The 21,520-nt window shown below is 65.6% G+C and carries 21 protein-coding genes and 1 tRNA gene; 11 read left to right on the forward strand and 11 right to left on the reverse strand.

What is annotated here, in order from left to right:
- Positions 1-26: 26 nt before the first annotated feature.
- Positions 27-515: a flavin reductase family protein gene (locus ACUYV6_RS10220; protein ID WP_449278568.1), complete on the reverse strand. Its 489-nt coding sequence runs from the start codon at positions 513-515 to the stop codon at positions 27-29.
- 290 nt (positions 516-805) lie between these two features.
- A tRNA-Arg gene (locus ACUYV6_RS10225) sits at positions 806-881 on the reverse strand.
- Between the two features lie 209 nt (positions 882-1,090).
- On the opposite strand from ACUYV6_RS10225, the gene ACUYV6_RS10230 reads away from it, so the two are divergent.
- Genes ACUYV6_RS10230 through ACUYV6_RS10245 form a run of 4 tightly spaced genes read left to right on the forward strand, consistent with a single transcriptional unit; the run spans position 1,091 to position 5,186 of the window.
- Positions 1,091-1,789, forward strand: a complete 699-nt coding sequence (locus ACUYV6_RS10230; RefSeq protein WP_449278569.1) for a DUF4956 domain-containing protein — start codon at positions 1,091-1,093, stop codon at positions 1,787-1,789.
- Positions 1,786-2,649: a polyphosphate polymerase domain-containing protein gene (locus tag ACUYV6_RS10235; protein WP_449278570.1), complete on the forward strand. Its 864-nt coding sequence runs from the start codon at positions 1,786-1,788 to the stop codon at positions 2,647-2,649. The genes ACUYV6_RS10230 and ACUYV6_RS10235 overlap by 4 nt, the downstream gene beginning before the upstream one ends.
- Positions 2,650-2,705: 56 nt before the next feature.
- Complete coding sequence (locus ACUYV6_RS10240; protein WP_449278571.1) at positions 2,706-4,532, forward strand: carbohydrate-binding domain-containing protein; 1,827 nt, start codon at positions 2,706-2,708, stop codon at positions 4,530-4,532.
- A 9-nt stretch (positions 4,533-4,541) separates the two neighbouring features.
- Complete coding sequence (locus ACUYV6_RS10245; protein ID WP_449278572.1) at positions 4,542-5,186, forward strand: SDR family oxidoreductase; 645 nt, start codon at positions 4,542-4,544, stop codon at positions 5,184-5,186.
- On the opposite strand, the gene ACUYV6_RS10250 is transcribed toward ACUYV6_RS10245, so the two are convergent.
- From ACUYV6_RS10250 to ACUYV6_RS10260, 3 genes are read right to left on the reverse strand one after another with little or no spacing between them, the layout of a single operon-like run.
- The gene (locus tag ACUYV6_RS10250; RefSeq protein ID WP_449278573.1) at positions 5,143-6,018 is read right to left on the reverse strand and encodes a metal ABC transporter permease; all 876 of its coding nucleotides are present in this window, start codon (positions 6,016-6,018) and stop codon (positions 5,143-5,145) included. The genes ACUYV6_RS10245 and ACUYV6_RS10250 overlap by 44 nt on opposite strands.
- Complete coding sequence (locus ACUYV6_RS10255; protein ID WP_449278770.1) at positions 6,015-6,767, reverse strand: metal ABC transporter ATP-binding protein; 753 nt, start codon at positions 6,765-6,767, stop codon at positions 6,015-6,017. The genes ACUYV6_RS10250 and ACUYV6_RS10255 overlap by 4 nt, the downstream gene beginning before the upstream one ends.
- Before the next feature lie 5 nt (positions 6,768-6,772).
- Entirely contained in the window at positions 6,773-7,741 is a 969-nt protein-coding gene (locus tag ACUYV6_RS10260) for a metal ABC transporter substrate-binding protein (RefSeq protein WP_449278574.1), read from the reverse strand.
- Positions 7,742-7,923: 182 nt separating this feature from the next.
- On the opposite strand from ACUYV6_RS10260, the gene ACUYV6_RS10265 reads away from it, so the two are divergent.
- Positions 7,924-9,171, forward strand: coding sequence for an MFS transporter (locus tag ACUYV6_RS10265; protein WP_449278575.1), 1,248 nt, complete (start codon positions 7,924-7,926; stop codon positions 9,169-9,171).
- Between the two features lie 65 nt (positions 9,172-9,236).
- Here ACUYV6_RS10265 and def read toward each other — a convergent pair whose 3' ends face one another.
- Positions 9,237-9,800, reverse strand: coding sequence for a peptide deformylase (def, locus tag ACUYV6_RS10270; RefSeq protein WP_449278576.1), 564 nt, complete (start codon positions 9,798-9,800; stop codon positions 9,237-9,239).
- Positions 9,801-9,957: 157 nt separating this feature from the next.
- Between def and ACUYV6_RS10275 the strand changes: the two genes are divergently transcribed.
- The 5 genes from ACUYV6_RS10275 to orn all read left to right on the forward strand — a co-directional run bounded on the left by ACUYV6_RS10275 (position 9,958) and on the right by orn (position 15,886).
- The gene (locus ACUYV6_RS10275) at positions 9,958-11,652 is read left to right on the forward strand and encodes an ABC transporter substrate-binding protein (RefSeq protein WP_449278577.1); all 1,695 of its coding nucleotides are present in this window, start codon (positions 9,958-9,960) and stop codon (positions 11,650-11,652) included.
- Positions 11,653-11,688: 36 nt separating this feature from the next.
- Positions 11,689-12,651, forward strand: a complete 963-nt coding sequence (locus ACUYV6_RS10280) for an ABC transporter permease (protein ID WP_449278578.1) — start codon at positions 11,689-11,691, stop codon at positions 12,649-12,651.
- Entirely contained in the window at positions 12,644-13,462 is an 819-nt protein-coding gene (locus tag ACUYV6_RS10285; RefSeq protein WP_449278579.1) for an ABC transporter permease, read from the forward strand. The genes ACUYV6_RS10280 and ACUYV6_RS10285 overlap by 8 nt, the downstream gene beginning before the upstream one ends.
- A complete protein-coding gene (locus ACUYV6_RS10290; protein ID WP_449278580.1) occupies positions 13,459-15,093 on the forward strand; it encodes an ATP-binding cassette domain-containing protein in 1,635 nt (544 codons plus the stop codon). Before ACUYV6_RS10285 ends, ACUYV6_RS10290 begins: the two co-directional genes overlap by 4 nt.
- A 70-nt stretch (positions 15,094-15,163) precedes the next feature.
- Positions 15,164-15,886, forward strand: a complete 723-nt coding sequence (gene orn, locus ACUYV6_RS10295) for an oligoribonuclease (protein WP_449278581.1) — start codon at positions 15,164-15,166, stop codon at positions 15,884-15,886.
- Positions 15,887-16,010: 124 nt separating this feature from the next.
- On the opposite strand, the gene ACUYV6_RS10300 is transcribed toward orn, so the two are convergent.
- Complete coding sequence (locus tag ACUYV6_RS10300; RefSeq protein WP_449278582.1) at positions 16,011-17,762, reverse strand: L-aspartate oxidase; 1,752 nt, start codon at positions 17,760-17,762, stop codon at positions 16,011-16,013.
- 78 nt (positions 17,763-17,840) lie between these two features.
- Between ACUYV6_RS10300 and ACUYV6_RS10305 the strand changes: the two genes are divergently transcribed.
- Positions 17,841-18,767: a LysR family transcriptional regulator gene (locus ACUYV6_RS10305; protein WP_449278583.1), complete on the forward strand. Its 927-nt coding sequence runs from the start codon at positions 17,841-17,843 to the stop codon at positions 18,765-18,767.
- Positions 18,768-18,785: 18 nt separating this feature from the next.
- Here the strand turns inward: ACUYV6_RS10305 and ACUYV6_RS10310 are convergent, their stop codons facing one another.
- The 4 genes from ACUYV6_RS10310 to ACUYV6_RS10325 form a co-directional block, all read right to left on the reverse strand.
- A complete protein-coding gene (locus tag ACUYV6_RS10310; protein WP_449278584.1) occupies positions 18,786-19,607 on the reverse strand; it encodes a YidC/Oxa1 family membrane protein insertase in 822 nt (273 codons plus the stop codon).
- A 194-nt stretch (positions 19,608-19,801) separates the two neighbouring features.
- Positions 19,802-20,110, reverse strand: coding sequence for a hypothetical protein (locus ACUYV6_RS10315; RefSeq protein WP_449278585.1), 309 nt, complete (start codon positions 20,108-20,110; stop codon positions 19,802-19,804).
- Positions 20,111-20,200: 90 nt separating this feature from the next.
- Positions 20,201-20,566, reverse strand: a complete 366-nt coding sequence (locus ACUYV6_RS10320; RefSeq protein ID WP_449278586.1) for a DUF5655 domain-containing protein — start codon at positions 20,564-20,566, stop codon at positions 20,201-20,203.
- Positions 20,567-20,626: 60 nt separating this feature from the next.
- A complete protein-coding gene (locus ACUYV6_RS10325) occupies positions 20,627-21,172 on the reverse strand; it encodes a nuclear transport factor 2 family protein (RefSeq protein ID WP_449278587.1) in 546 nt (181 codons plus the stop codon).
- Between the last annotated feature and the right edge of the window lie 348 nt (positions 21,173-21,520).

Consider the following 21,520-nt stretch of genomic DNA (forward strand, 5'->3'; position numbering starts at 1 on the left):
GACTCGAAGCGGAGTTGGGCTCGATTTCAGTGCTCAGCGATGCGGTGGAACGACCGGTCGAAGTAGACGACAGGATCCCCCTGAACGCCCTCGACGACATCCAGCACTTCGGCGAGAACGAGTGATGAGTCGCCCACCTTCGCAACATTGAGCGATCGGCAGCGCAACGAGGTACGCGCCGCCGGAAGATAAGGCTCGCCCGTCGGGAGGTTCGCCCACCCCTGCTCCGGGGTGAAACGCTCGGAGCCAGAGCGAGCAAAGGTCTTGGCAATAGCGACATTGTCGGCTGTCAGCAGGTTCACGACATAGCTCTCTGCCTGCAGCAAACCACCCGCACTGCCGCGCGCCCGGGTCACCGAGAAAGCGAGAGCGAGCGGATCAATGCTCACCGAAGCGACGCTCGAAGCGGTCAATCCGACCGGCCCCTCAGGCGAATTCGCCGAGATCACAGCGATCCCAGCGGGATGCACTCGGAACGCGTCTTTGAACGCCTCTTGGGTCTCGTGATCGGTCACTGCACTCTCCTGCACGGAATCGCCTGAACTGGGTCCGGAACCACCCTAGGACCCCCGAGGCGAGAAGTCCCTGCGAGCGCAACGCAGTGTCATCCGCCGACTTCGAAAGCTTCGCTTTCTCGCTTGGTGCCCCACCCCACGCTTCACTCTGTGGGCAGCCGCTGCAGCGGCTGGGGCCACCGACCTCGAAAGCTTCGCTCTCTCGCTTGGTGCCCCACCCCACGCTTCACTCTGTGGGCAGCCGCTGCAGCGGCTGGGGCCACCGACCTCGAAAGCTTCGCTTTCTCGCTTGGTGCCCCCGGCAGGATTCGAACCTGCGACCAACGGATTAGAAGGCCGTTGCTCTATCCACTGAGCTACGGAGGCAATCGCATCGATGGTACTACGCGTCCGCCCACGCTGAACGCCAAGCCATCGTGACAGACAAAATCACACACCCACATCCTCACCACAGGATGCTCATAGGAAACACATACGAAAGCTCGCTTTCATGAACTGCAACGGGTCACTCACCCGACGCCCCTCCGCTGCTTTGCAGCCGAGTCCACATCCCTGCACCTCTCAGAGGAGGACCTGTGCCATCGACCGCTCTCACCCTCATCGCCATCGACATCGTCGCCGCGTTGGCCCTCAGCCTCGGGATCTACTACCCGAGGCACCGACGCCGGGACCTCGTCGTGGCATTCCTCGGAGTCAACGTAGGGGTACTCGCGGTGACCTCGATGCTCGGCAACGCGCAGATCGCCGCCGGGCTCGGTCTCGGACTCTTCGGAGTGCTGTCGATCATCCGCCTGCGTTCGTCCGAGATCTCGCAGCGCGAGGTCGCCTACTACTTCGCGGCACTGGCCCTGGGGCTCATCGGCGGCCTCGCCACTGAAATCGCGGTCTCCTCGGCACTCATGGCGTTGATCCTCATCGTCATGTGGGTGGCAGATCACCCGTCACTCCTCGGACGAAGCCGCCACCAGATCGTGCGTCTCGACCGCGCCATCGCTGACGAGTCCGAGCTGCGTGCCGACCTTGAGTCCCGCCTGGCGTGCACCGTCACCGCGATGACAGTGCAGCAGCTCGATCTCGTCAACGACTCAACTCTGGTCGATGTGCGGTACCGCATCGCGCAGCAGCCCAGCGCTGGCGAACGACGGCGCTGGCGCGCGGTTCAGGTTCATCGCGACCGCGGGCCGCTTCGAGGGAGCACTGCAGAAGCTTCCGCGCCGATCTCGCAACCATCACGCACTGCGGTTGGGAACCTATCGATGGAGACTGCACGATGACCGAACAGCGGCTGCCGGTCGACCGCTTCAGTTCCGTCGGTCTCGATGAGCTCGTCGCAGAGGCCTCGCTCATGACCCGAATCGACCGGAAGTACCTCGTGCCCCATGCTGACGCGGTGAGGCTTCTCGGCCGCCTCGACCCGAACACACGGGTGCTCGAAATCGATGGACTCCGTAAGTTCTTCTACGACTCGGTCTACTTCGACACCCCTGATCGCCTGAGCTACCGCTCGACCGCCCTACGGCGCCGGCGTCGCTTCAAGCTGCGCACCCGCTCGTACGTCGACACAGGCGGCACCTTCCTCGAGCTCAAGACGAAGAGCGGGCGCGGTGCGACAGTGAAAGATCGCATGCCCTACCTGCCAGACGATAGCTCCAGGCTGACCGCCGTTGGCCGCCGCTTCGTCGGTGCACGACTCGCCGAACTCGGCTACGACCTCGGCATCACCGAGACACTGTGCCCGTCGCTCGTGAGCAGGTATCAACGCATCACGTTGCTGCTGCCGTGCGGGAGCCGAGCGACAATCGACACGGCACTCCACTGGTCAACGCCGCATTCAGCACGCCTACCCACAACGGTCACGCCCCACCCAAATCCCACTGTGACGAGGACAGAATGCCCCGAGTCGCCAGGATTCTCCAAAATTGAGCTGCCGGAATTCACGATCATCGAGTCCAAGTCGTCACACCGCGCAAGCTCCTGGGACTCTGAGCTCTGGCGATCCGGACACCGACCGAACAGCATCAGCAAGTTTGGCACCGGCACAGCAGCCCTGCACCCCGAGCTCCCCGCCAACAAGTGGTCGCGCGCGCTACGCGGTCCGTTCACCACAGCCCAACGCACGACGGCACGATCCTGACACCCCGATTCTGACTTCCGCCCCTGCCACACCAGACCTGTAGAAACGAGATCATCATGCTCCGCGACTTCCGCATCTTCTCACCCAGACAGCACACGCCAGCACAACTGCACGCATCCGAGCCGGAATCGTCGACCAGGCCAAATCCTCGTCGCGTCGTCTTTCCGCTGCTAGCGGGCGGGTTCATCACGGTCGGCCTGCTCGCCGGCTGTTCGGCTCTCGGCACGGGCGCGAACGGTTCCTCCGCAGAATCCGCGCTGATCGCGAGCGCCTCGGCTTTTACGGGAGACCTCTCCCCCGAGCAGGTACTCGCTGAGAATGAAGATGCGACGACCGTGAATACTGACGAGTGGTCTGAAGGCGATGCGGTCGATGTCGAGTTCTCCGGCTCGGGGCTCGCCGGAGAGGCGGAGGGAGTGTCGGCCACAGGCTCGACAGTCACGATCTCCCAGGGCGGTGTCTACCGACTGAGCGGGTCACTCGACGGTGGCCTCGTAGTCGACGCACCGGACGACGCACTCGTCGTGCTGATCCTCGATGGCACCACCATCGAGAACGCGAACGGACCCGCAATCGAGGTGCGATCTGCGGACGATACGGCGATCCACCTCGCCGAAGGCAGCACAAACTCTGTGTCTGACGCGGCATCCTACGCGGACGACGCAGAAGCGAATGCCGCGATCTACGCCGATACCGACCTGACCGTATCTGGCGACGGTGGGCTCACGGTCGACGGACATGGCAACGATGGCATTACCTCAACGGACGATCTCGTTATTCTCTCGGGCGACATCGAAGTGTCTGCGGCCGACGATGCACTCCGCGGGAAAGACGCACTCGTGGTCGAGGGTGGTGTGCTCGACCTCACTGCAACCGGAGGCGATGGCATGAAAAGTGATCAGGAGGACGACGAGACTCGCGACTACATTCTCGTGAGCGGCGGAGACATCACGATCGACGCCGGCGACGACGGGCTCCAGTCGCAGACCGACACCGTGATCACAGGAGGCAGCATTACCGCTTCAGTCGCAGACGATGGGGTGAAGGGCGAACGGATCGTGTCGGTCGGCGGCGGCGAGATCTCAGTCACGAAATCGACCGAGGCTATGGAGGCAGCGAATATCGGGATCTTCGATGGCACCGTCGACCTTGCTGCGAGCGATGACGGCATCAATGCCTCGGGCAACACCGCGAGCACCACCGAAGATGCTGCGGCATCCGAAGACGCGTCAGTGGACCCGAAAACGATGGACCCCGAAGAGGCGGCCCCAGAAGGGATGGGCCCCGATGCGGTGGGGCCCGAGCCTGGAAACCAGGGCGGCATCCCCGGAGGAGGCGGAGGAGACATGGCCGACACCGGTGAGCGCCTCGAGATCTCGGGCGGCACAGTCGTCGTCGATGCCGAGGGCGATGGGCTGGATTCGAACGGCTCACTCATGATCAGCGGCGGTGACGTCTCGGTACACGGCCCCACCCAAGGCGGAAATGGCGCGCTCGATGCAAACGGCAGCATCTCCGTCGCGAGCGGCACGGTGTCGGCGTTCGGTGCCGGGGACATGGAAGAAGTTCCCGAGGACGACGGTCAGAGTTGGGTGGCCTTCAGCGGAGCGGTCGAAGCCGGTCAAACTGTCGAGATCGTCGACGATACCGGAGCTGTTGTCGCGTCGGCGACCGCTCGGAAGAATGCTGGCTGGGTCTTGGTCTCGAGCGAGGCGATCGCGGCCGATGGTCAGTACACCGTGAAGATCGATGGTTCCGCGTCGGGTACCGTGAGCGCGGGCGAGTTCGAGGGCGGCTTCGGCGGTGGTGCCGGGGGCAGGGGCGGCCCGGGCGGTGACGTGCCTGAGAATGTCGGGGATGCGGCCCCCGCTCCGCGCGCATAGTCTGGATGCATGGCACGCATTCTCATCATCGGGGGTCACGGGAAGATCGCACGGCTGCTCGCACCGCAGCTCGTCGAACACGGAGATGCGGTGGTCTCGGCGATCAGGAAGCCCGAGCAGGTCGCTGACATCGAAGAGACCGGCGCGAAGGCATTGGTCGCCGACTTCGAGACCCTCGATGTCGAGCAGGTCGCGGCGCTACTCGCGGATCAAGACGCGATCGTCTGGTCAGCTGGCGCAGGCGGCGGCGATCCCGAGCGCACCTATGCGGTCGACCGCGATGCCGCGATCCGCACGATGGCGGCCGCTGAACAAGCCGGGGTGCGCCGCTTCGTGATGGTCTCATACTTCGACGCAGGGCCTGACCACGGGGTCGACCCCGAGAACTCGTTCTTCGCCTACGCCGAGGCGAAGGCTGCGGCCGATGCACACCTGCGCGATTCCGGCCTCGACTGGACGATCCTGGGCCCGAGCTCACTGACGCTCGAGTCCGCGACCGGCACCATCGATGCGCAGGCGGAGACTTCGCGCAGCGTCTCGCGCGAGAACGTTGCACGCGTCATTCGCGCCGTGCTCGACGATGACTCGACGATCGGCCGCACGATCCGCTTCAACGACGGCGAGACTCCGATCTCTGACGCGATCCGCGTCTGAGTCGCTTCATCAGCACGCCGCGCCGAGGCCCGAAAAGCGCCACCAACGCAAAAACGATGCCCTGGGCCAGCACGATCATGGCTCCTGACGCCGTGTCGAGATAGTAGCTCGCGTAGAGTCCCACGAGCGCGCACAGCGCGGCGATGACCGGGGCAATGATGAGCATGCGTGCAAAGCGGTCGGTGAGCAGGTACGCAATCGATCCCGGGATCACCAGCATTGCCACCACGAGTACGACGCCGACGGCCTGCAGCGCAACGACCGAGGTGAGCGCGAGCAGTGCGAGCAGGAGCGCCCCGATCATCCTCGGGTTGAGACCGATCGCATGCGCATGGGTCGGGTCGAAGGCCCAGAGAGTGAAGTCCCGTCGCTTGATGATCAGCGCTGCAAGCGCGATGGCGCCGAGCGCAGCGACCTGCACGAAGTCTGCCCATGAGACGCCGAGGAGATTGCCGAACACGATGTGACCGAGATCCGTCTGCGACGGCGTGACGGAGATCAGCACGAGACCCAGCGCGAAGAGTGTCGTGAAGACGATGCCGATCGCGGCATCTTCTTTCACCCGGCTCCCATCGCGTACCGCTCCGATCAAGATCACCGCGATGAGGCCGAAGATCACCGCGCCCACCGCGAAGGGCGCTCCCACGAGATAGGCGAGCACGACGCCTGGCAGCACGGCGTGGGAGATCGCGTCGCCCATCAACGACCAGCCGATGAGCACCAGCCAGCACGACAACACGGCGCAGACCACGGTGGCGATCAGTGTGGTGGCGAGCGCCCGCACCATGAACTCGTAGGCGAACGGTTCGAGCAGCAGGTCGATGATGTTCATGCACGCTCCTCCCCCGCGTCGCCGTCGAGGCCGAAGGCGAGAGCGAGGTTCTCCGGACGCAGCACTTCCGAAGTGTCTCCGTGCATGAGCACGCGGCGCATGAGCAGGATCGCCTCGTCCGCGAGTCTGGGCAACGCATGCAGGTCATGGGTCGAGACGAGTACCGTGGCCCCCTCATCGGCAAGCTCTCGGAGCAATCGGGTGATCATCGCTTCGGAGGTGCGGTCGACTCCGGCGAACGGCTCGTCGAGCAGCAGCACGCTCGCTCCCTGGGCGATGCCGCGTGCGACGAATGCGCGCTTGCGCTGCCCGCCCGAGAGTCGTCCGATCTGCCGGTCGGCGAGGTCGGTCAGCCCGACGCGCTCGATCGCGCGATCCGCCGCCTCATGGTCGATCCGTCTTGCGCGGCGTGAGAAGCCCATCCGCCCGTAGCGTCCCGTCATCACTACCTCGCGCACCGAGATCGGGAACGCCCAGTCCACCGCTTCGCTCTGCGGCACGTAGCCGACGATGCCGTCTCGACGGGCTCGACTCGAGGATCCGCCACCGATGCGAACCGAACCTGTCTCAGGCGCGACGATACCCATGATCGTTTTGAACAGCGTCGATTTGCCCGAGCCGTTCATGCCGATCAGCCCGCAAACACGACCGGAGCCGACGACGAGCGAAGCGCTATCGAGCGCGAGTACTTCGCCGTAGCGGACGGTCGCATCGTGCACTTCGATGGCCGGAGGTGTCGGGGAGCTCATGGCGGTCATCGGGGTTCACCGCTCGTGAGCCCCGAGATAATGGTGTCGGCGTCGTGCCGAATGAGTTCGAGGTAACTGGGCACCGGCCCGTCGGCCTCCGAGAGCGAGTCGACGTAGAGGGTGCCTCCGAACCTGGCATCGGTTGATTCCACGACCCGCTGCATGCCGGCATCCGAAACGGTCGACTCGCAGAAGACAGCGGGAACGTCGTGCGCCTCGACGAAGTCGATCACCGCGGCCACGCGTTGCGGAGTCGCTTGCTGCTCAGCGTTCACTGGCCAGAGGAACTGCTCTGCAAGCCCGGCATCGCGGGCGAGGTATGAGAAGGCACCCTCGCAGGTGACGAGCGCACGTTGCGCCTCCGGTATCTCGCCGAGCTCCGATTCGAGCAGTGATTCGACGCTCTGCAGCTCGGCCTTGTAGGCCTCGCCGTTGGCGGCGAACTCGGCTGCATACTCGGGTGCCAGCTCCCCGAAGGCCGCCACCAGGTTGTCGACGTAGACCTGCGCCTCAGTCGGACTCATCCAGGCGTGCGGGTTCGGGGCCCCGTCGTATTCACCGCCATCGCCGTCATCGTCGCTTTCCGCGATGGGGATCGCATCGATTCCTTCGCTCGCCACCACCCGCGGCGCGTCGAGGCCCTGAATGAATTGGTCGAACCACGCTTCGAGACCCATCCCGTTGTCGATCACGAGGTCGGCTTCCACAGCCCGCTTGAGATCGCCCGGGGTCGGCTCGTATCCATGAATCTCTGCTCCGGGCTTGGTGATCGATTCCACGCGGAGGCGATTCCCCGCGACATTCTCGGCGATATCTGCGAGCACCGTAAACGTTGTGAGTACGACCGGTCGTTCATCGGCGGCCGTTGAGGCCGGCTCCGGCTCGGTCTCCGGCGCAGAGCAGCCCGCGAACATCAGTAGCGACCCGAGCAGGAGCGGTGCAGCCACCGCCGGTGTCAGTCTCCCGAACCTCATCGCCCACCCATCTCTCACATCCATCACCATCTCGTGTTCCGACATGTCGCATGCGCTGCGCAGCGCATGCCCGCCATGGAAGAATCATAATGTTCGTCATGACGAACATTCAAGTTCACTATACCTACGTGCGCCTCGCGGCGCCCGCGTCACGGGACCCGGTCGCGCGGTAGGATCGTGGGGTGCCACGCCCCGTTTCTCCCCGGAATTCTTCCGATCCAGGCAGCTCGGCGCCTGGACGGGAGCGCCTCCCATTCGAAGTGTGGGCGCTGGTAGCAGGCGGCTTCGCGGTGGCGCTCGGCTACGGCGTCGTCGCTCCCGCGATTCCGCAGTTCGCACTCGAGTTCGGAGTCACGAACTTCGCCGCCTCAGCAATTGTGAGCGCGTTCGCATTCATGCGCCTGGTCTCGGCCCCGCTCGCCGGCTGGGTCGTCTCGCGCATCGGTGAACGGCGCACCTACATCACGGGCATCCTGATAGTCGCGGCATCAACGGGTGCGGCCGCCTTCGCCATGGATTACGTCCAGTTCGTCGGGCTGCGCGGCGCCGGTGGCATCGGTTCGGCGATGTTCTCGATCGCCTCAACCGCGCTGATTGCGAAGGTCAGTCCACCCGCGTCACGCGGTCGCGTCGCAAGCCTGAACGCGGCGGGCTTCCTGCTCGGTGGGCTGCTCGGTCCGGTGCTCGGCGGCGTGGTCGCCGTGTTCGGGTTGCGCGCTCCGTTCGTGCTCTACTTCTTCACCCTGCTCGTCGCCGCCACGGTGGTGGCATTCGCACTGCGCGGTTCGCTTGCGGCCGGCCGGCCGGAGCGGCGCGGCGCAGCGAGCTCCCCAGCCGACGAGCTCCGCTTTCCCGAGGCACTGCGGATATCCCAGTACCGTTCGCTGCTGCTCTCGGGATTCGCGTTCGGTTGGGCCTCATTCGGAGTGCGCGTCTCGGTCATTCCAATCCTCGTCGCCGTCTCCTTCGACGGTGACGCAACGGTCGCGGCATGGGTACTCGCGGCCTATGCCGCCGGCAACGCCGTGTTGATCTTCCCGTCGGGACGGTGGAACGACACGATCGGGCGAAAGCCCATGCTGTTGACGGGTCTCGCGATCCTCGTCGTCGCATACATCGCGATTCCGCTCTCGCCGACCATCTGGATTCTCGCCGGCGTCATGTTCGTCTCGGGCGCCGGGTCCGCGCTCGCGAATCCGGGCCAGCAGGCTGTGCTCGCTGACGTGCTTGCGAGGCGGCGCGGCGGCGGAGCCGTGGCCGGCTTCTCGATGATGACCGACCTCGGAGGCGTGCTCGGCCCCGCGATTGCCGGCGCAGCAATCGACCTTGCAGGGTTCGGGTGGGCCTTCGGCATCACTGCCGGGCTGCTCGCCGCGGCGACAGTGGCCTGGGCGATCGTGCCCGATTCGCGAATGCTGCAGAAGCAGTGATCCGACAGAGGTGCTGATCGCGCGGAAGCACTAATCACGCGGAGTCAGTCATCCCGCAGCAGCGCTCAGCCTTCCAGGTCGTCGACGCCGGGCATCCACGCCAGCCCCGGTTTGCCCCAGCCGTTACGCCGCTCAGCCTTCTGCGCGCCACGGTTCTCGGGGTGCACGAGCCGGTCGACATACAGCAGCCCTTCGAGGTGGTCGAACTCGTGCTGCAGAATGCGCGCGAACCAGCCGCTTGCGGTGACCTCGAAGGCGTTGCCGTCGACATCCTGCGCACGCAGCAGTGCCCGCGGCGAGCGCCGCAGCGCGAAGCGCTCGCCCGGGAACGAGAGGCAGCCTTCGATCTCGTCTTCACCGGGCAGTCCCGGAGACGGCGGAGCGATCCACAGCTCCGGGTTGATGGCGACACCGCGTTCGGGGGCCTCGTCTTGGTCGTCGTAGATCCACACGAACACGCGCTTCCCGACACCGACCTGGGGCGCTGCGAGTCCGACTCCTGGGGCGGCCTCCGTCGTTTCGAACATGTCATCGACGAGCTTTCGTAGGGCGTCGTCGAACTCGGTGACGGGGGCGGCAGGGCTATGCAGCACGGGTTCGCCGCAGATCGTGATGGGAAGAACAGCCATGCCTTCCAGCCTAGAGCGTGCATGCTCCCCACGGCATCGTCGGATGTGGAAGAATTGGCAGGTCAACCGCTTTGATAGACCGGGTGCAATTATTGCCGCAGGGTGTTCCCGAGCTGCGTGCACCAGGTCGTCCGACCAGACATGGAGACGCTTCCGCATGTCCCGCACCTTGCCCGCGCCGCTGCGCTTCACAGCGCAGCGTTCAACGATCCTGCGATCGGCTGCTCTTCGCAGAGCACTCACCGTCACCGCGACGCTCGCCCTCGTCGCACCACTCGCCGCCTGCGCTTCGGGAGGCGCGGGCAGCGACGAGACGCGCACCTCGCTCGTGTATGCCACCGGCGACGCCGAGCCCGACTGCCTCGATCCGCACGTCGGCGGCAACTATCCGCAGGCGCTGATCGGCTCACAGGTGCTCGAGTCGCTCGTCGCACTCGATGAGAACCGCGAGATCGTTCCCTGGCTCGCGACCGACTGGTCGGTGAGCGACGACGGGCTGACCTGGAACTTCACCCTTGACGCAGAGGCCGAATTCACCGACGGCACCCCAGTTGACGCCGAGGCGGTGAAGGCCAACATCGAGCACCTGCAAGACCCCGACACCGGCTCGTCGACCGGGTACCTTGCCGTGGCGCAGATCGAGGAGGTCGAGGCCGTCGATGCGACGCACGCACGGTTCCACATGACGCGTCCGGATGCCGCGCTGCTCGAATCGCTCGCACAGGTCTGGGTCTCGATCCAGTCGCCCGCCGGCATCGAGCGTGGCCAGGAAGAGAACTGTCTCGCCCCGATCGGCACGGGTCCCTTCATCGTTGACGACTGGGTCAAGCAGGATCGCGTCGAGTTGAGCCGCAACGCCGACTACCGCACCCCGCCCGGTGGCGGCGACGTGCCTCCGGCTGATGCCGTCGAGACGGTGAGCTGGCGCTTCATCCCTGACGCGACCTCGCGCTTCGCCGCGCTCGAGAGCGGACAGGCCGATGTCATCGACAACCCGCTGCCCGAGCAGATCGTGCGGGCTGAGGATTCCGATGATCTCGCCCATCTCGATGCCCCGCGCCCCGGAGCCAGCAACCGCATCGAGCTCAATTCGGCTCAGACCCCCTTCGACGACAAGCTCGTGCGCGAAGCGTTCATCGCGGCCGTCGATATCGACTCCGGCCTCGAGACGCTCTTCGAGGGCACCGCGCCTCGTTCCTACAGTGCGATGTCGAGCGTCGAACCCCTCTCCGAGCAGGCTGAGGACGCGTACGTCTTCGACCAGGATCGTGCGAACGAGCTGCTCGACGAAGCCGGCTGGACGGAGAAGGACGAAGACGGAATCCGCACGAAGGACGGCGAGCGCCTGACGCTGCGGTTCCCCGTGAGTACCAACCAGTCGGTGGCAGCCGAGCAGGCGCTGTTCGAACAGATTCAGGCGAACGCAAAGGATGCCGGGTTCGACGTGCAGATCAGTCTGCTCGACCTCGGCGGCTGGTACGCAGCGCTCGCCGCGAACGAGTACGAACTGGTCAGCGCTCCGTACACGAAGATCGGCCCCGACGTGCTGCGCTTCCTCTACCACTCTGACGCCACGGTTCCTGCGCCGAGCGGATACTTCGCGAATCTGTCGCAGGTGAAGGATCCGGAGCTCGACGCCCTGCTTGAGTCGGTCGGCTCGGAGACCGATGAGACGGCACGCGCAGAGGCGGCACAGGAGGCCCAGCGCTTCATCGCCGACGAGTCGCTGATCCTGCCGCTCTACGATCAGCAGAATCACTTCCTGACGCGTTCGGACCTGCAGGGCTTCCACGCTCTGCCGACCGTCAGCACTCCGGTGCTCGCCGACGTCGTCGCCGGCGGCGCCGAGTAACGCGGACCACGGGAGCGAACCGAGGAGCGCGAACGGATGAGGAGGGTACGCCTGCGTGCAGTTGTGCAACGCATCGGCGGCGCATTCGCGGTGCTCTTCACCGTTGCGACGCTGGCGTTCGTCGCCCTGCAGTTCATTCCCGGCGACCCGGCCGATGCGGCCGTCGGCGGCCCGGGCAGCCAGACCAGCGCTGAGGCGTTGGAGGCGGCCCGGGCCCAGTACGGACTCGACCGCCCGATTCCGATTCAGTACCTCGCGTTCCTCGGCAGGCTCCTCGTCGGTGACCTCGGAGACTCGTATGCGCAGAAGATCCCCGTCTCCCGAGTGATCGTCGACGCTGCGGGCCCCACTCTCGTGCTGGCGCTTTCCGCACTGCTGGTCGCCTGGGCGATCGCGCTCGTGAGCGTCATCATTGCGAGCGGGCGTTCGCGCATCTCGCGCTCGATTGCTTCGGCGATCGATCTCGTCTCGGCCTCCCTCCCCAATTTCTGGCTCGCGACGCTGCTGGTGCTGCTCTTCTCGGGTGTGCTGGGCTGGTTGCCGGCGGTCTCGACCGGCCGACTCGACGGGCTCGTGCTCCCTGCGCTGGCGCTCGCCATCCCGACCGCAGGCTTCCTGGCGCAGGTGTGCCGGGCCGGAGTTGACGACGCCCGCTCAGCGCCGTTCGTCGAAAGTGCGCGAGCACGCGGCGAAACCGAACTGGGGGTGAGGATCCGCCACGTGCTGCGCCACGGAGTGGTTCCCGGACTCAACCTGACCGGCTGGGCGCTGGGTTCGCTGCTCGGCGGCGCCGCGGTGATCGAGGTGATCTTCGCCCGGCCCGGCCTTGGCCGCACACTGGTGACGGCAGTGCTGCAACGCGACCTCCCCGTGGTGCTCGGCGTGGTGCTCTTCGCCGCGCTGGCGTATGTCGTGGTCACTCTTGTCGTCGATCTCGTGATCGCTCGCGTAGACCCGCGCACCGAAGACCGCATCGAACGGGCGGTGGGCGTTGCGTAGTCGGGTTGCGGTTTCGGAGGTCGTCGCACTGATCATTGCGCTCGCGATCGTGGTCTGCGCCGTAGCGCCCGGCCTGGTTGCACCGCACGACCCGCTCGCGGTCGACCCTGCGCAGGCGTTCCGGGCGCCCGGACCCGGCCACCTCTTCGGCACGGATGATTCCGGCCGCGACGTGTTGAGCCGCGTGATCTACGGAGCCCGCGAATCACTCATGATCGGACTCATCGCCACCGCGCTCGGGCTCGGCATCGGCATGCTGCTCGGCGGGCTCGCAGGCGGCAGTCGGAGTCGGTCAGCAGCACCGATCCGATTCGCCTCCGATCGCGTCATCGAGGCGCTCTTCGCCTTCCCCTCGCTGCTGCTCGCACTGCTCATCATCGCCGTTCGCGGGCCAGGCCTCGTCTCAGTGGTGATCGCAGTCACCGTTTCCACAGCCCCTGGCTATGCCCGGCTCGTGCGCGGCGGGGTGCGTCGTTCACTGGCATCGGGGTCCGTTGAGGCCGCTCGTCTACAGGGTGATCGCGGCCCTCGAATCTGGGCGTCGCTCGTACTCCCAGAAGCGCTGCGCCCCGTACTCGTTCTCGCCACGCTCGGTGTCGGGCACGCAGTGATTCTGGCCGCGGCGCTCGGATTCTTGGGGCTCGGTGCTCCGCCGCCCGCACCCGAGTGGGGAACGATGCTGAACGCCGGACGCCCCTATCTCACAAAGGCGTGGTGGCTGACCGTACTCCCGGGGCTCATGATCCTGACCGTGGGGCTCGTGACGACCGTACTCGGGCGCGCAATCGAGCGCAGGGGGAGGTTCTCATGAACGCGACTCCTGCACCCGCCGCATCTCGCATCGTCGCGCGGGTCTCGGACCTGTCGATCTCCTTCCCCGGCGACCCTGACCCCGTGGTGTCGGGGGTCTCCCTGACCGTCCACGCGGGTGAGTGCGTCGCGCTTGTCGGAGAATCCGGATCGGGCAAGTCCCTGACAGCGCGCACCCTGCTCGGCCTGCTGCCGGAGCGGGCGCGACCACGCTTCGAGCTCCTCGAGGTGGCTGCTCCCCGCTCGACCGCATACTCTCTGGCATCACCGAATACCGTCTCGACGGCTCCGGATCCTGTACCTGCCCCCGACCCAGGTTCGCGTCGTTGGAGCGCCCTCCGCGGGCGAACACTCGCACTCGTGCCCCAAGACGCTCTCGGGGCGCTCGATCCGCTCCGGCGCATCGAGCACGAGGTCGGAGACCCGCTGCGGCTGCACCAAATCGCACGCGGGGAGGATCGGCGGGCGCGCGTCATCTCAGCGCTCGAATCGGCCGGAATGCCCGAAGCGACCAGCCGCCTGCGTCAGCGCAGCGACGAGCTCTCGGGCGGACTCAGGCAGCGAGCGCTCATCGCTTCAGCGCTCATCGCCGATCCTGATCTGATTATTGCTGACGAGCCGACGACCGCCCTGGACGCCGGTCACCGCAGTCGAGTGCTCGCCGAGTTGCGCCGTCGGGTCGACGCCGGAGCCGGGGCGCTCCTCATCACCCACGACCTCGCGAGTGTGCGCGACACCGCCGATATCGTGCACGTGATGTGTGAGGGGCGCATCATCGAGTCCGGGAAGCCGGAAGACGTGCTGACCTCCCCGCGCGAGCCATTCACACGTGAGCTGCTGGCGGCCGCTCCCGGGTCTCAACCGCGCGGCTCGCGCCTGCTCGAGTCAGGCGTGCATGCGTCGATGCGGGGCGCCGGCAAGCCTGCAGCCCCAAGCTCTCCCGTTCTCGCACTCGATGGCATCGGGGTCTCCTTCCGGAGCGAGGGAACCACACGCACCGTCCTGGCGGGGGCTTCACTGGAGGTCGGTCTCAGCGAAACGGTCGGGCTCATCGGCGAATCCGGATCCGGTAAGACCACCCTCTTGCGCACCGCGCTTGGCCTGTTGACCCCCGACATCGGGAGGGTCCGAATCGCGGGCGTCGACTGGGCTGCTGCTTCGTCCAGCGAGCGGCGTGCACTCCGACGCCGCATCGCCTTCGTTCCACAGGACCCCCTCGAGACGTTTCCGACCGGCTCCTCAGGCATGTCACTTCTGCGCGATGCGCTGCGTGCCGGAGGCCTCCCCCGATCTGCACGAGTCTCGCGCGCAGTCGCCCTGGCCGACGAGGTCGGCCTGTCCGAACGCATGCTGCTGCGCCCTGCCGCCGAGCTCTCCGGCGGTCAACGTCAACGACTCGCCATCGCTCGGGCCCTTGCCCGCGAACCCGAGGCACTCCTCCTCGATGAACCGGTCTCGGCACTCGACCTGACCGTGCAGGCCCGAGTGCTCGACCTGCTCGACGACCTCCAGGCCGAGCACGACATCGGCTACCTCTTCGTCTCGCACGACCTCGATGTCATCACGCACATGAGCGATCGCGTGCTGCGCCTCTCGGACGGACAACTGCTTGCCGAGACCAGCCACGGGTAGACTGAGGCGTCGGCGGAGCACCCGCCCGGGCACGCACCCGCTGCCCGACCTCCGAAAGCAAGGATCGCGCATGCCGAGCACCCCCGCCGAGCAGATCGTCTGGATCGACTGCGAGATGACGGGACTCGACGTCGACCGCGACGGACTCTGCGAGATCGCCGTCATCGTGACCGACTTCGATCTCAGCCCGCTCGACCAGGGATTCGAGATCGTCATCGATCCGGGCAACGAAGCGCTCGACCACATGAACGACTTCGTACGCGAGATGCACACGGCCTCCGGCCTTCTTCCCCGCATCGAGGGCGCCGCGTCCGTCGCCGCTGCTGAGGAACAGGTCATCGCCTACCTGAAGCGCTTTGTCACCGCAGGCAAGCGGCCGCTCGTCGCCGGCAACACGATCGGTATGGATCGACGCTTCATCGCCAAGTACATGCCGAAGCTCGAGACGATGCTGCACTACCGCAGCATCGACGTGTCGACGATCAAGGAGCTGAGTCGTCGCTGGCACCCCGCTGCGTACTTCGAAGCCCCCGCGAAGAACGGGGGCCATCGAGCTCTCGCCGATATCGCGGAATCGATTCGCGAGCTCGCCTACTTCCGCGATCTCGTCATCGTGCCGGCTCCCGGCCCCGAGAAACCCGCGGCCGAGGCAGCGGCTCGTGCAACGGAGGAGCACTACGCCGCACTCATCGATGGGCCGGCCGACGCTTCCGCCGAAGCTGGTCCCGAGGCTTCTGCCGACGCCGACTCCGTTTCGGGCTCCGACTCCCACCCTTCGTCCGAGGCTGACTGACTCTCACGCTGCTCCAGCGCCGGACTTTGGTTGACTTTGGTGTCGCATTCCGCGCCATGCGACACCAAAGTCAACCAAAGTTGAGATCGATCCGGCGGCAACCGGAAGCACCCTTCGAAGTCCCTTACTCGACGAGCTTGCCGGTGGTCGACACGTCGCGGATCAGAGCCGCGATCTCGTCGGGTACGGGCGGGATCGCCTCGCGAACCACGCCGTCGTTCGGCGACCAGACGAGGTTCATTCGAAGCTCGGGGTCCGACTCGGGGTAGTCACTGCGGTTGTGGCAGCCGCGCGTCTCGCGCCGCTCGAGAGCGGCCTCCAACGTTGCGCGTGCGGCGAGCGCCGATGACTTGAGGTCGAAGGCGTGCACGAGGTCCTGGAACCCTGCGATGTCGGGGTGGATCCCGATGTCCCGCATGCGCTCCTCGATGCCGTCGAGCTCGGCGAGCCCGGCACGAAGACCCGCTTCGTCTCGAACGACTCCCGCGTACTCGGTCATGGTGTCGCGAATCGCACGCTGGAGTGCGCGCACGTTCTCGCTGCCGTCGGAGTCGAGCAGCCCATCGATCTCGCCCCGGGCCTGTGCAATGGCTGCGGCAGAGCGCTGTTGTGCGCCAAGGGCTCGCGCGTGGGCGACGGCTGCCTGGCCGACAATGCGCCCGAAGACCAGCAGCTCGATGAGCGAGTTGCCACCGAGCCGGTTCGCTCCGTGCAGTCCACTGGAGGCCTCTCCGATGGCGTAGAGACCGACGACATCGGTGCTGTGGTCGCTCGGTCGAACCCAGACTCCTCCCATCGAGTAGTGGGCAGTCGGGGCGATCTCGATCGGGTCGCGCGTAATATCGAGCATCTGCAGCTCGAGCAGGCTCTGGTACACCCGGGGCAGGCGTTCCATGATCGTCGTACGCGGCAGGTGCGAAACATCGAGCCAGACTCCGCCGTTCGGCGTTCCGCGCCCCTCCTTGATCTCGGTGAACGCCGCGAGCGCCACGCGGTCGCGCGTCGAAAGCTCCATGCGTTCAGGGTCGTAGCGCTCCATGAAACGCTCGCCGAGCCCGTTGCGGAGGATCCCGCCCTCGCCTCGTGCCGCCTCAGAGACGAGCGTGCCCGCGGCGTTCTCGGGCTCGAGAATGCCTGAGGGGTGGAACTGCACGAGCTCCGGATCTCGCAACCGACCGCCGGCTTCAACGGCGAGACGGAATGAATCGCCGGTGTTCTCATCGCGCCGTGAGGAGGTGCGGCGCCAGATGCGGTTGTGGCCGCCGGCTGCGAGGATCACGGAGTCTGCGTGGATCAGGTATCGCGTCCCATCGACGACGTCGAATCCGTAGGCGCCGAAGACCACGTTGTCGTGCACGAGGATGCGGGTGATGTAGACGGTATCGAGGATCGGGATGTCGAGCTGCTCGGCTCGAGCGACGAGCGTACGCTGGATCTCGAGCCCCGTGTAGTCGCCGGCGAATGCGGTGCGCCGGTAGGTGTGGGCCCCGAAGAAGCGCTGCGAGATTCGGCCGTCCTCTTCCCGGGCGAACGCCATGCCGTAGCGTTCGAGATCTTCGATGCCCCGACGAGCACCCCGCGCGACGATCTCGACGGTGTGCGGGTTCGCAAGGAAGTAGCTTTCCTTGATCGTGTCGGCGGCGTGCTGCTGCCAACTGTCGTCTTCGTCCATCGTGCCGAGCGCGGCATTGATCCCACCCGCGGCAAGTGCGGTGTGCGCGTCGTGTCGGGGCCGTTTGCCGACGGCAACGACGTCGACGCCCTCCTCTGCTGCCTCGATGGCTGCGCGGAGACCCGAACCTCCGGTGCCGATGACGAGCACCGATGTCGAGACGAGTCGTTCGCGGGTTCTGCTGGATGCATGATTCGTGTTCACGGCATCCAAGTTAGGGAAGGTACTTCGATTACTCCAATGCATAATCAGAGTCGTAACGATGCGTTTAGACTATTGAGCATGAATCTCGAACAACTGCGCAGCTTCTCGGAGGTCGCGAGGATCGGCCATTTCACACGCGCCGCGGAGCACTTGCACCTGGCCCAGCCGTCGCTCAGCAGACAGATCTCCTCTCTCGAGAACGAACTCGGCTCGGAGCTGTTCCACAGAGTACGCGGAGGTATCACCCTGACACCGGCCGGCGAGGCCCTGCTGCCGCTCGCGAAGCGCATCCTCGCCGATGCCGAAGCCGTGCGTCGCGAAATGGCAGAGCTCGCGGGCCTACGTCAGGGCCGGGTGCGTCTCGGGGCAACGCCCACGCTGTGCATCAGCCTGGTCGCAGAAGCCGTGACGACGTTCCACGCAGCCCACCCGGGCATCGAGCTCCATCTCAGCGAACGAGGGTCGCGCGCCCTCATCGACGAACTGTCGAGCGGCGCGATCGATCTCGCTCTGGTCACCGCCTCCGATGTGCGCCCCGCACCTCAGGTCGCACTGGCGCAGACCCCGATCTTGACCGAGGAGCTCGTCGTGATCTCGTCGGCGTCCGCTCCCCCGATCGTTTCGCGAGACACAATTACGCTGCAGCAACTCGCCCGCCTCCCCCTCGTTGCGTTTCACGCGAGTTACGACCTTCGAGCCGCGACCGATGCCGCCTTCCGAGCAGCGCGTGAGACGCCGAATATCGTGCTCGAGGGCGCTGAGATGGACGCCGTTCTGCGTCTCGTGGAACGCGGCCTCGGTGTCGCCGTCGTGCCGGCGATGGTGCTCATCGACCGTCCGCGTCTCCGCGGAATCCGCCTCGCCGATCCTCACCTGACCCGCACCATCAGTCTCGCGCACCGTTCGGACGTCGCCCCATCTCGCGCTGTCGAAGCCATGCAGAGCACGCTCCTCGCAACGGCGGAGCATTTGGTCGAACGTGGGCTCGTGAGTCGCGCTGTTTGACCCGAAGCACGCGGCGCCTCATCGGCGCGGAGTATGACCTTTCCGCAGGATCGCGTTCAGCACCCACCGCTCTCCGAACGTCCACGCCGTCGTCGTCATGAGGTACAACGCCGCGGCGAGTGGCACGAACGCGGCGATGACCGCGGTCATGAATGGGAGGAAGCTCATCGCGCGCATCATGCCACTGAGATCAGGCATCGCAGGATCTCCCGGGCGCTGCCCCTGTCCCGGAGCAGTCGGCATCGGAGGTGTCGGCTGCGCTGGCTGCTGAGGCGCCAGCAGCCGGCGAGAAGCTTGCGCGACCACTGCGATCACCAAGATGATTCCGATGTGCACGAGGGCGTGCGGGAGCATCAGTGCTGCCGTCCCCGCGGCTCCGCCCGTGAGCATGCCGACGAAGCTGCTGCCGAGCGGAATCCCCAGGAACGCATGCCCCAATAGCTCGTTCGGTGACCCCGCAATCTCAGGCAAGATGAAGAGCCCGTACACGCTCATCAGTACGGGCATCTGCGCGAGCACCGGCAGGCATCCGGCGAAAGGAGACGCTCGTTCCGCCGAGTAGAGCTCCATGGTCTTGCGCTGCAACAGTTCGGGGTTCTTCGAGTAACGCTTGCGGAGCTCAGCAATACGCGGTGCGAGACGTTCTCGCGTCAGACTGGCCCGCACCTGCGAGATGCCGACGGGGATAAGGATCACGCGGACCAGCAACGTCAGCGCGATCACCGCGAGCGCCGCGCTCGAGGCCCCAGCAATCGGAGCCAGCAGATCACTGATGCCATTCACCAGCCAAGCTGCCGCGGTGATGAGTGCTTTGATAGGGGCGAATTCGTAGATGTTCATGGGCTCACCATTCGTTTGTGCCAACCGGCGGTGCCGGTCAGCCGTGCCTGGCAGCCGCGCTCTGCAGCACGGGTGCTCGGCAGCGCCGTGTAGCGGTGCCGTTCGGCGGTGCAGCCGGCGCGAGCACAATGAGTGCCGGCAGGCGTGCGGAAACGGGGTCGACGGAGTGCGCTGGCACGCCCGGTCAGGGCGAGTCAGGCGCGGTGAGCCTCCGCAGGAGCACGAACCCTGATGCTGCCGGAGGTGCCCGGAGCAGCGGGAAGCCCTGTCCCCCTGACAAGATGGTGCGGGCAACGGCGCGCTGGACGGCCCAGTGCGCCCGCGAGTGCGGTGAGCGCGGCACGGAGCGATGCACGCACGGCGGGAGCGAGCGGCACGAGGATCAGCGCACCGACCAGTGCGATGATCGTGGCTCCGACGATGTCGCCGGAGAGCTGTGGCCCCGCCCAGACGAGCGCGCCGACAGCGAAGAACTGGAGCATCAGCCAGACAGCGGTCAGCATCCGCGCCTCACCTCCGCTCGCTCGTGGGACTCCCACTCTAGGCGCCTGGACGACATGTTGGCTGGGTGCTCTGCTTCAGGATAGATGGGTCTACTGGCAGGCGAACTCGTACCCGGCCCGTATCAGGCGGTGCAGCCACTTGCTGTTCGCTGCCCCCTCGGACTTCACCACAACATGGTGGTTCCATCGGTTCTTGCTGACCTGATTCACAATGTGGAAGTGCGGATCATCGACTTGCTCATCCAGTGCGACATTGAGATACAGCGTTCCGTCTGCAGTCTTTTCGTATGCCCAGAGCCACAGAAACTTGCGGTTCACGAAGAAGCTCGTTTGCGCCTTGAGCTCGGACTCGACGGGGCCCAGCGAAGCGGTGTACTGCGCAATGGCATCGAAAAATGCCTGCATCTTCGGCTTGTCAGGGAAGACGCCAATCATCTTGTTTGTGTCATTGGCCATTGCAGCTCCTGATCCCAGGCGGCTTCGGTGAGGGTGGGACAACTCCTGCAACCATGTTGTTCAGTAGCCCGACTCAATGCAGTAGCTCCGAAGTTCTGCGATCTTCGCAGTCTTGGAGGTACTGGCGAAGTGGATCGCGTGACTGAAGTCGATGCGCCGTCCCTCAGCTTCGAGATAGCCGTCGCAGGAGGCGAGCCGCCCGTGCGTGATCACCGAGAGAACTTCGATGCGCTCCGGAGCGAAGGGCGGGCCGACTGCGTGCACGGCCTCATCTCCGGTATAGGTTCCCCTCCCCACGAGCTTCCAGCTCGCTTCGTCGGCGAGCCATTCACTGAGGCCCTCAGTATCCCCTTCGGCCCAGCTCACCGCGAACTGCCCGACGATACCGAGCCGAGGTGCATTACCGCAATCGCTCGGGAGCTTCACATCCATGATGAGTTCCTCGCCTCCAGACGCTCCTTGCCTTCCGGGCTCGACGTGCTCATCGCGTCGATCCTGCGTCTCGAGTGTCTCAGGCAGCGACGATTTACGACACCCCGGAATGAAGCCGACGCCATGACAGAACCAGTTGACGGGTTGACCACGTCGCTGAAAGGGTGTTCGCATGCACTCTCCCGCCGCACGGCTCTCCGACTCACTTCAGCAGACGGATCCCTCTGCTCGTCTTCAAGCAGCCATGTCGGCGGGAACCCATCCTGACGACGAATTCTTGGAGCCGCTGGTGGTCAGGTGCGCGGTAGAACCGGATTTCTCCGTGCGGGAGATGTTGACATGGGCGCTCACCCGTCTCTCGCACGAACAAGTAGTTGACCGTGTTGTCGTGGAACTTGCTTCACCTATTGGGCAGGCTCGGTCTCAGGCGCTCCACACGCTTTCGAAGCTTCGAGATGCACGTGCCTGGTCTGCGATCACCAGAGAGCATCTCCACGATGTACATGATGAGGTCGCACGCAC

The organism is Leucobacter sp. GX24907, from assembly GCF_053567335.1.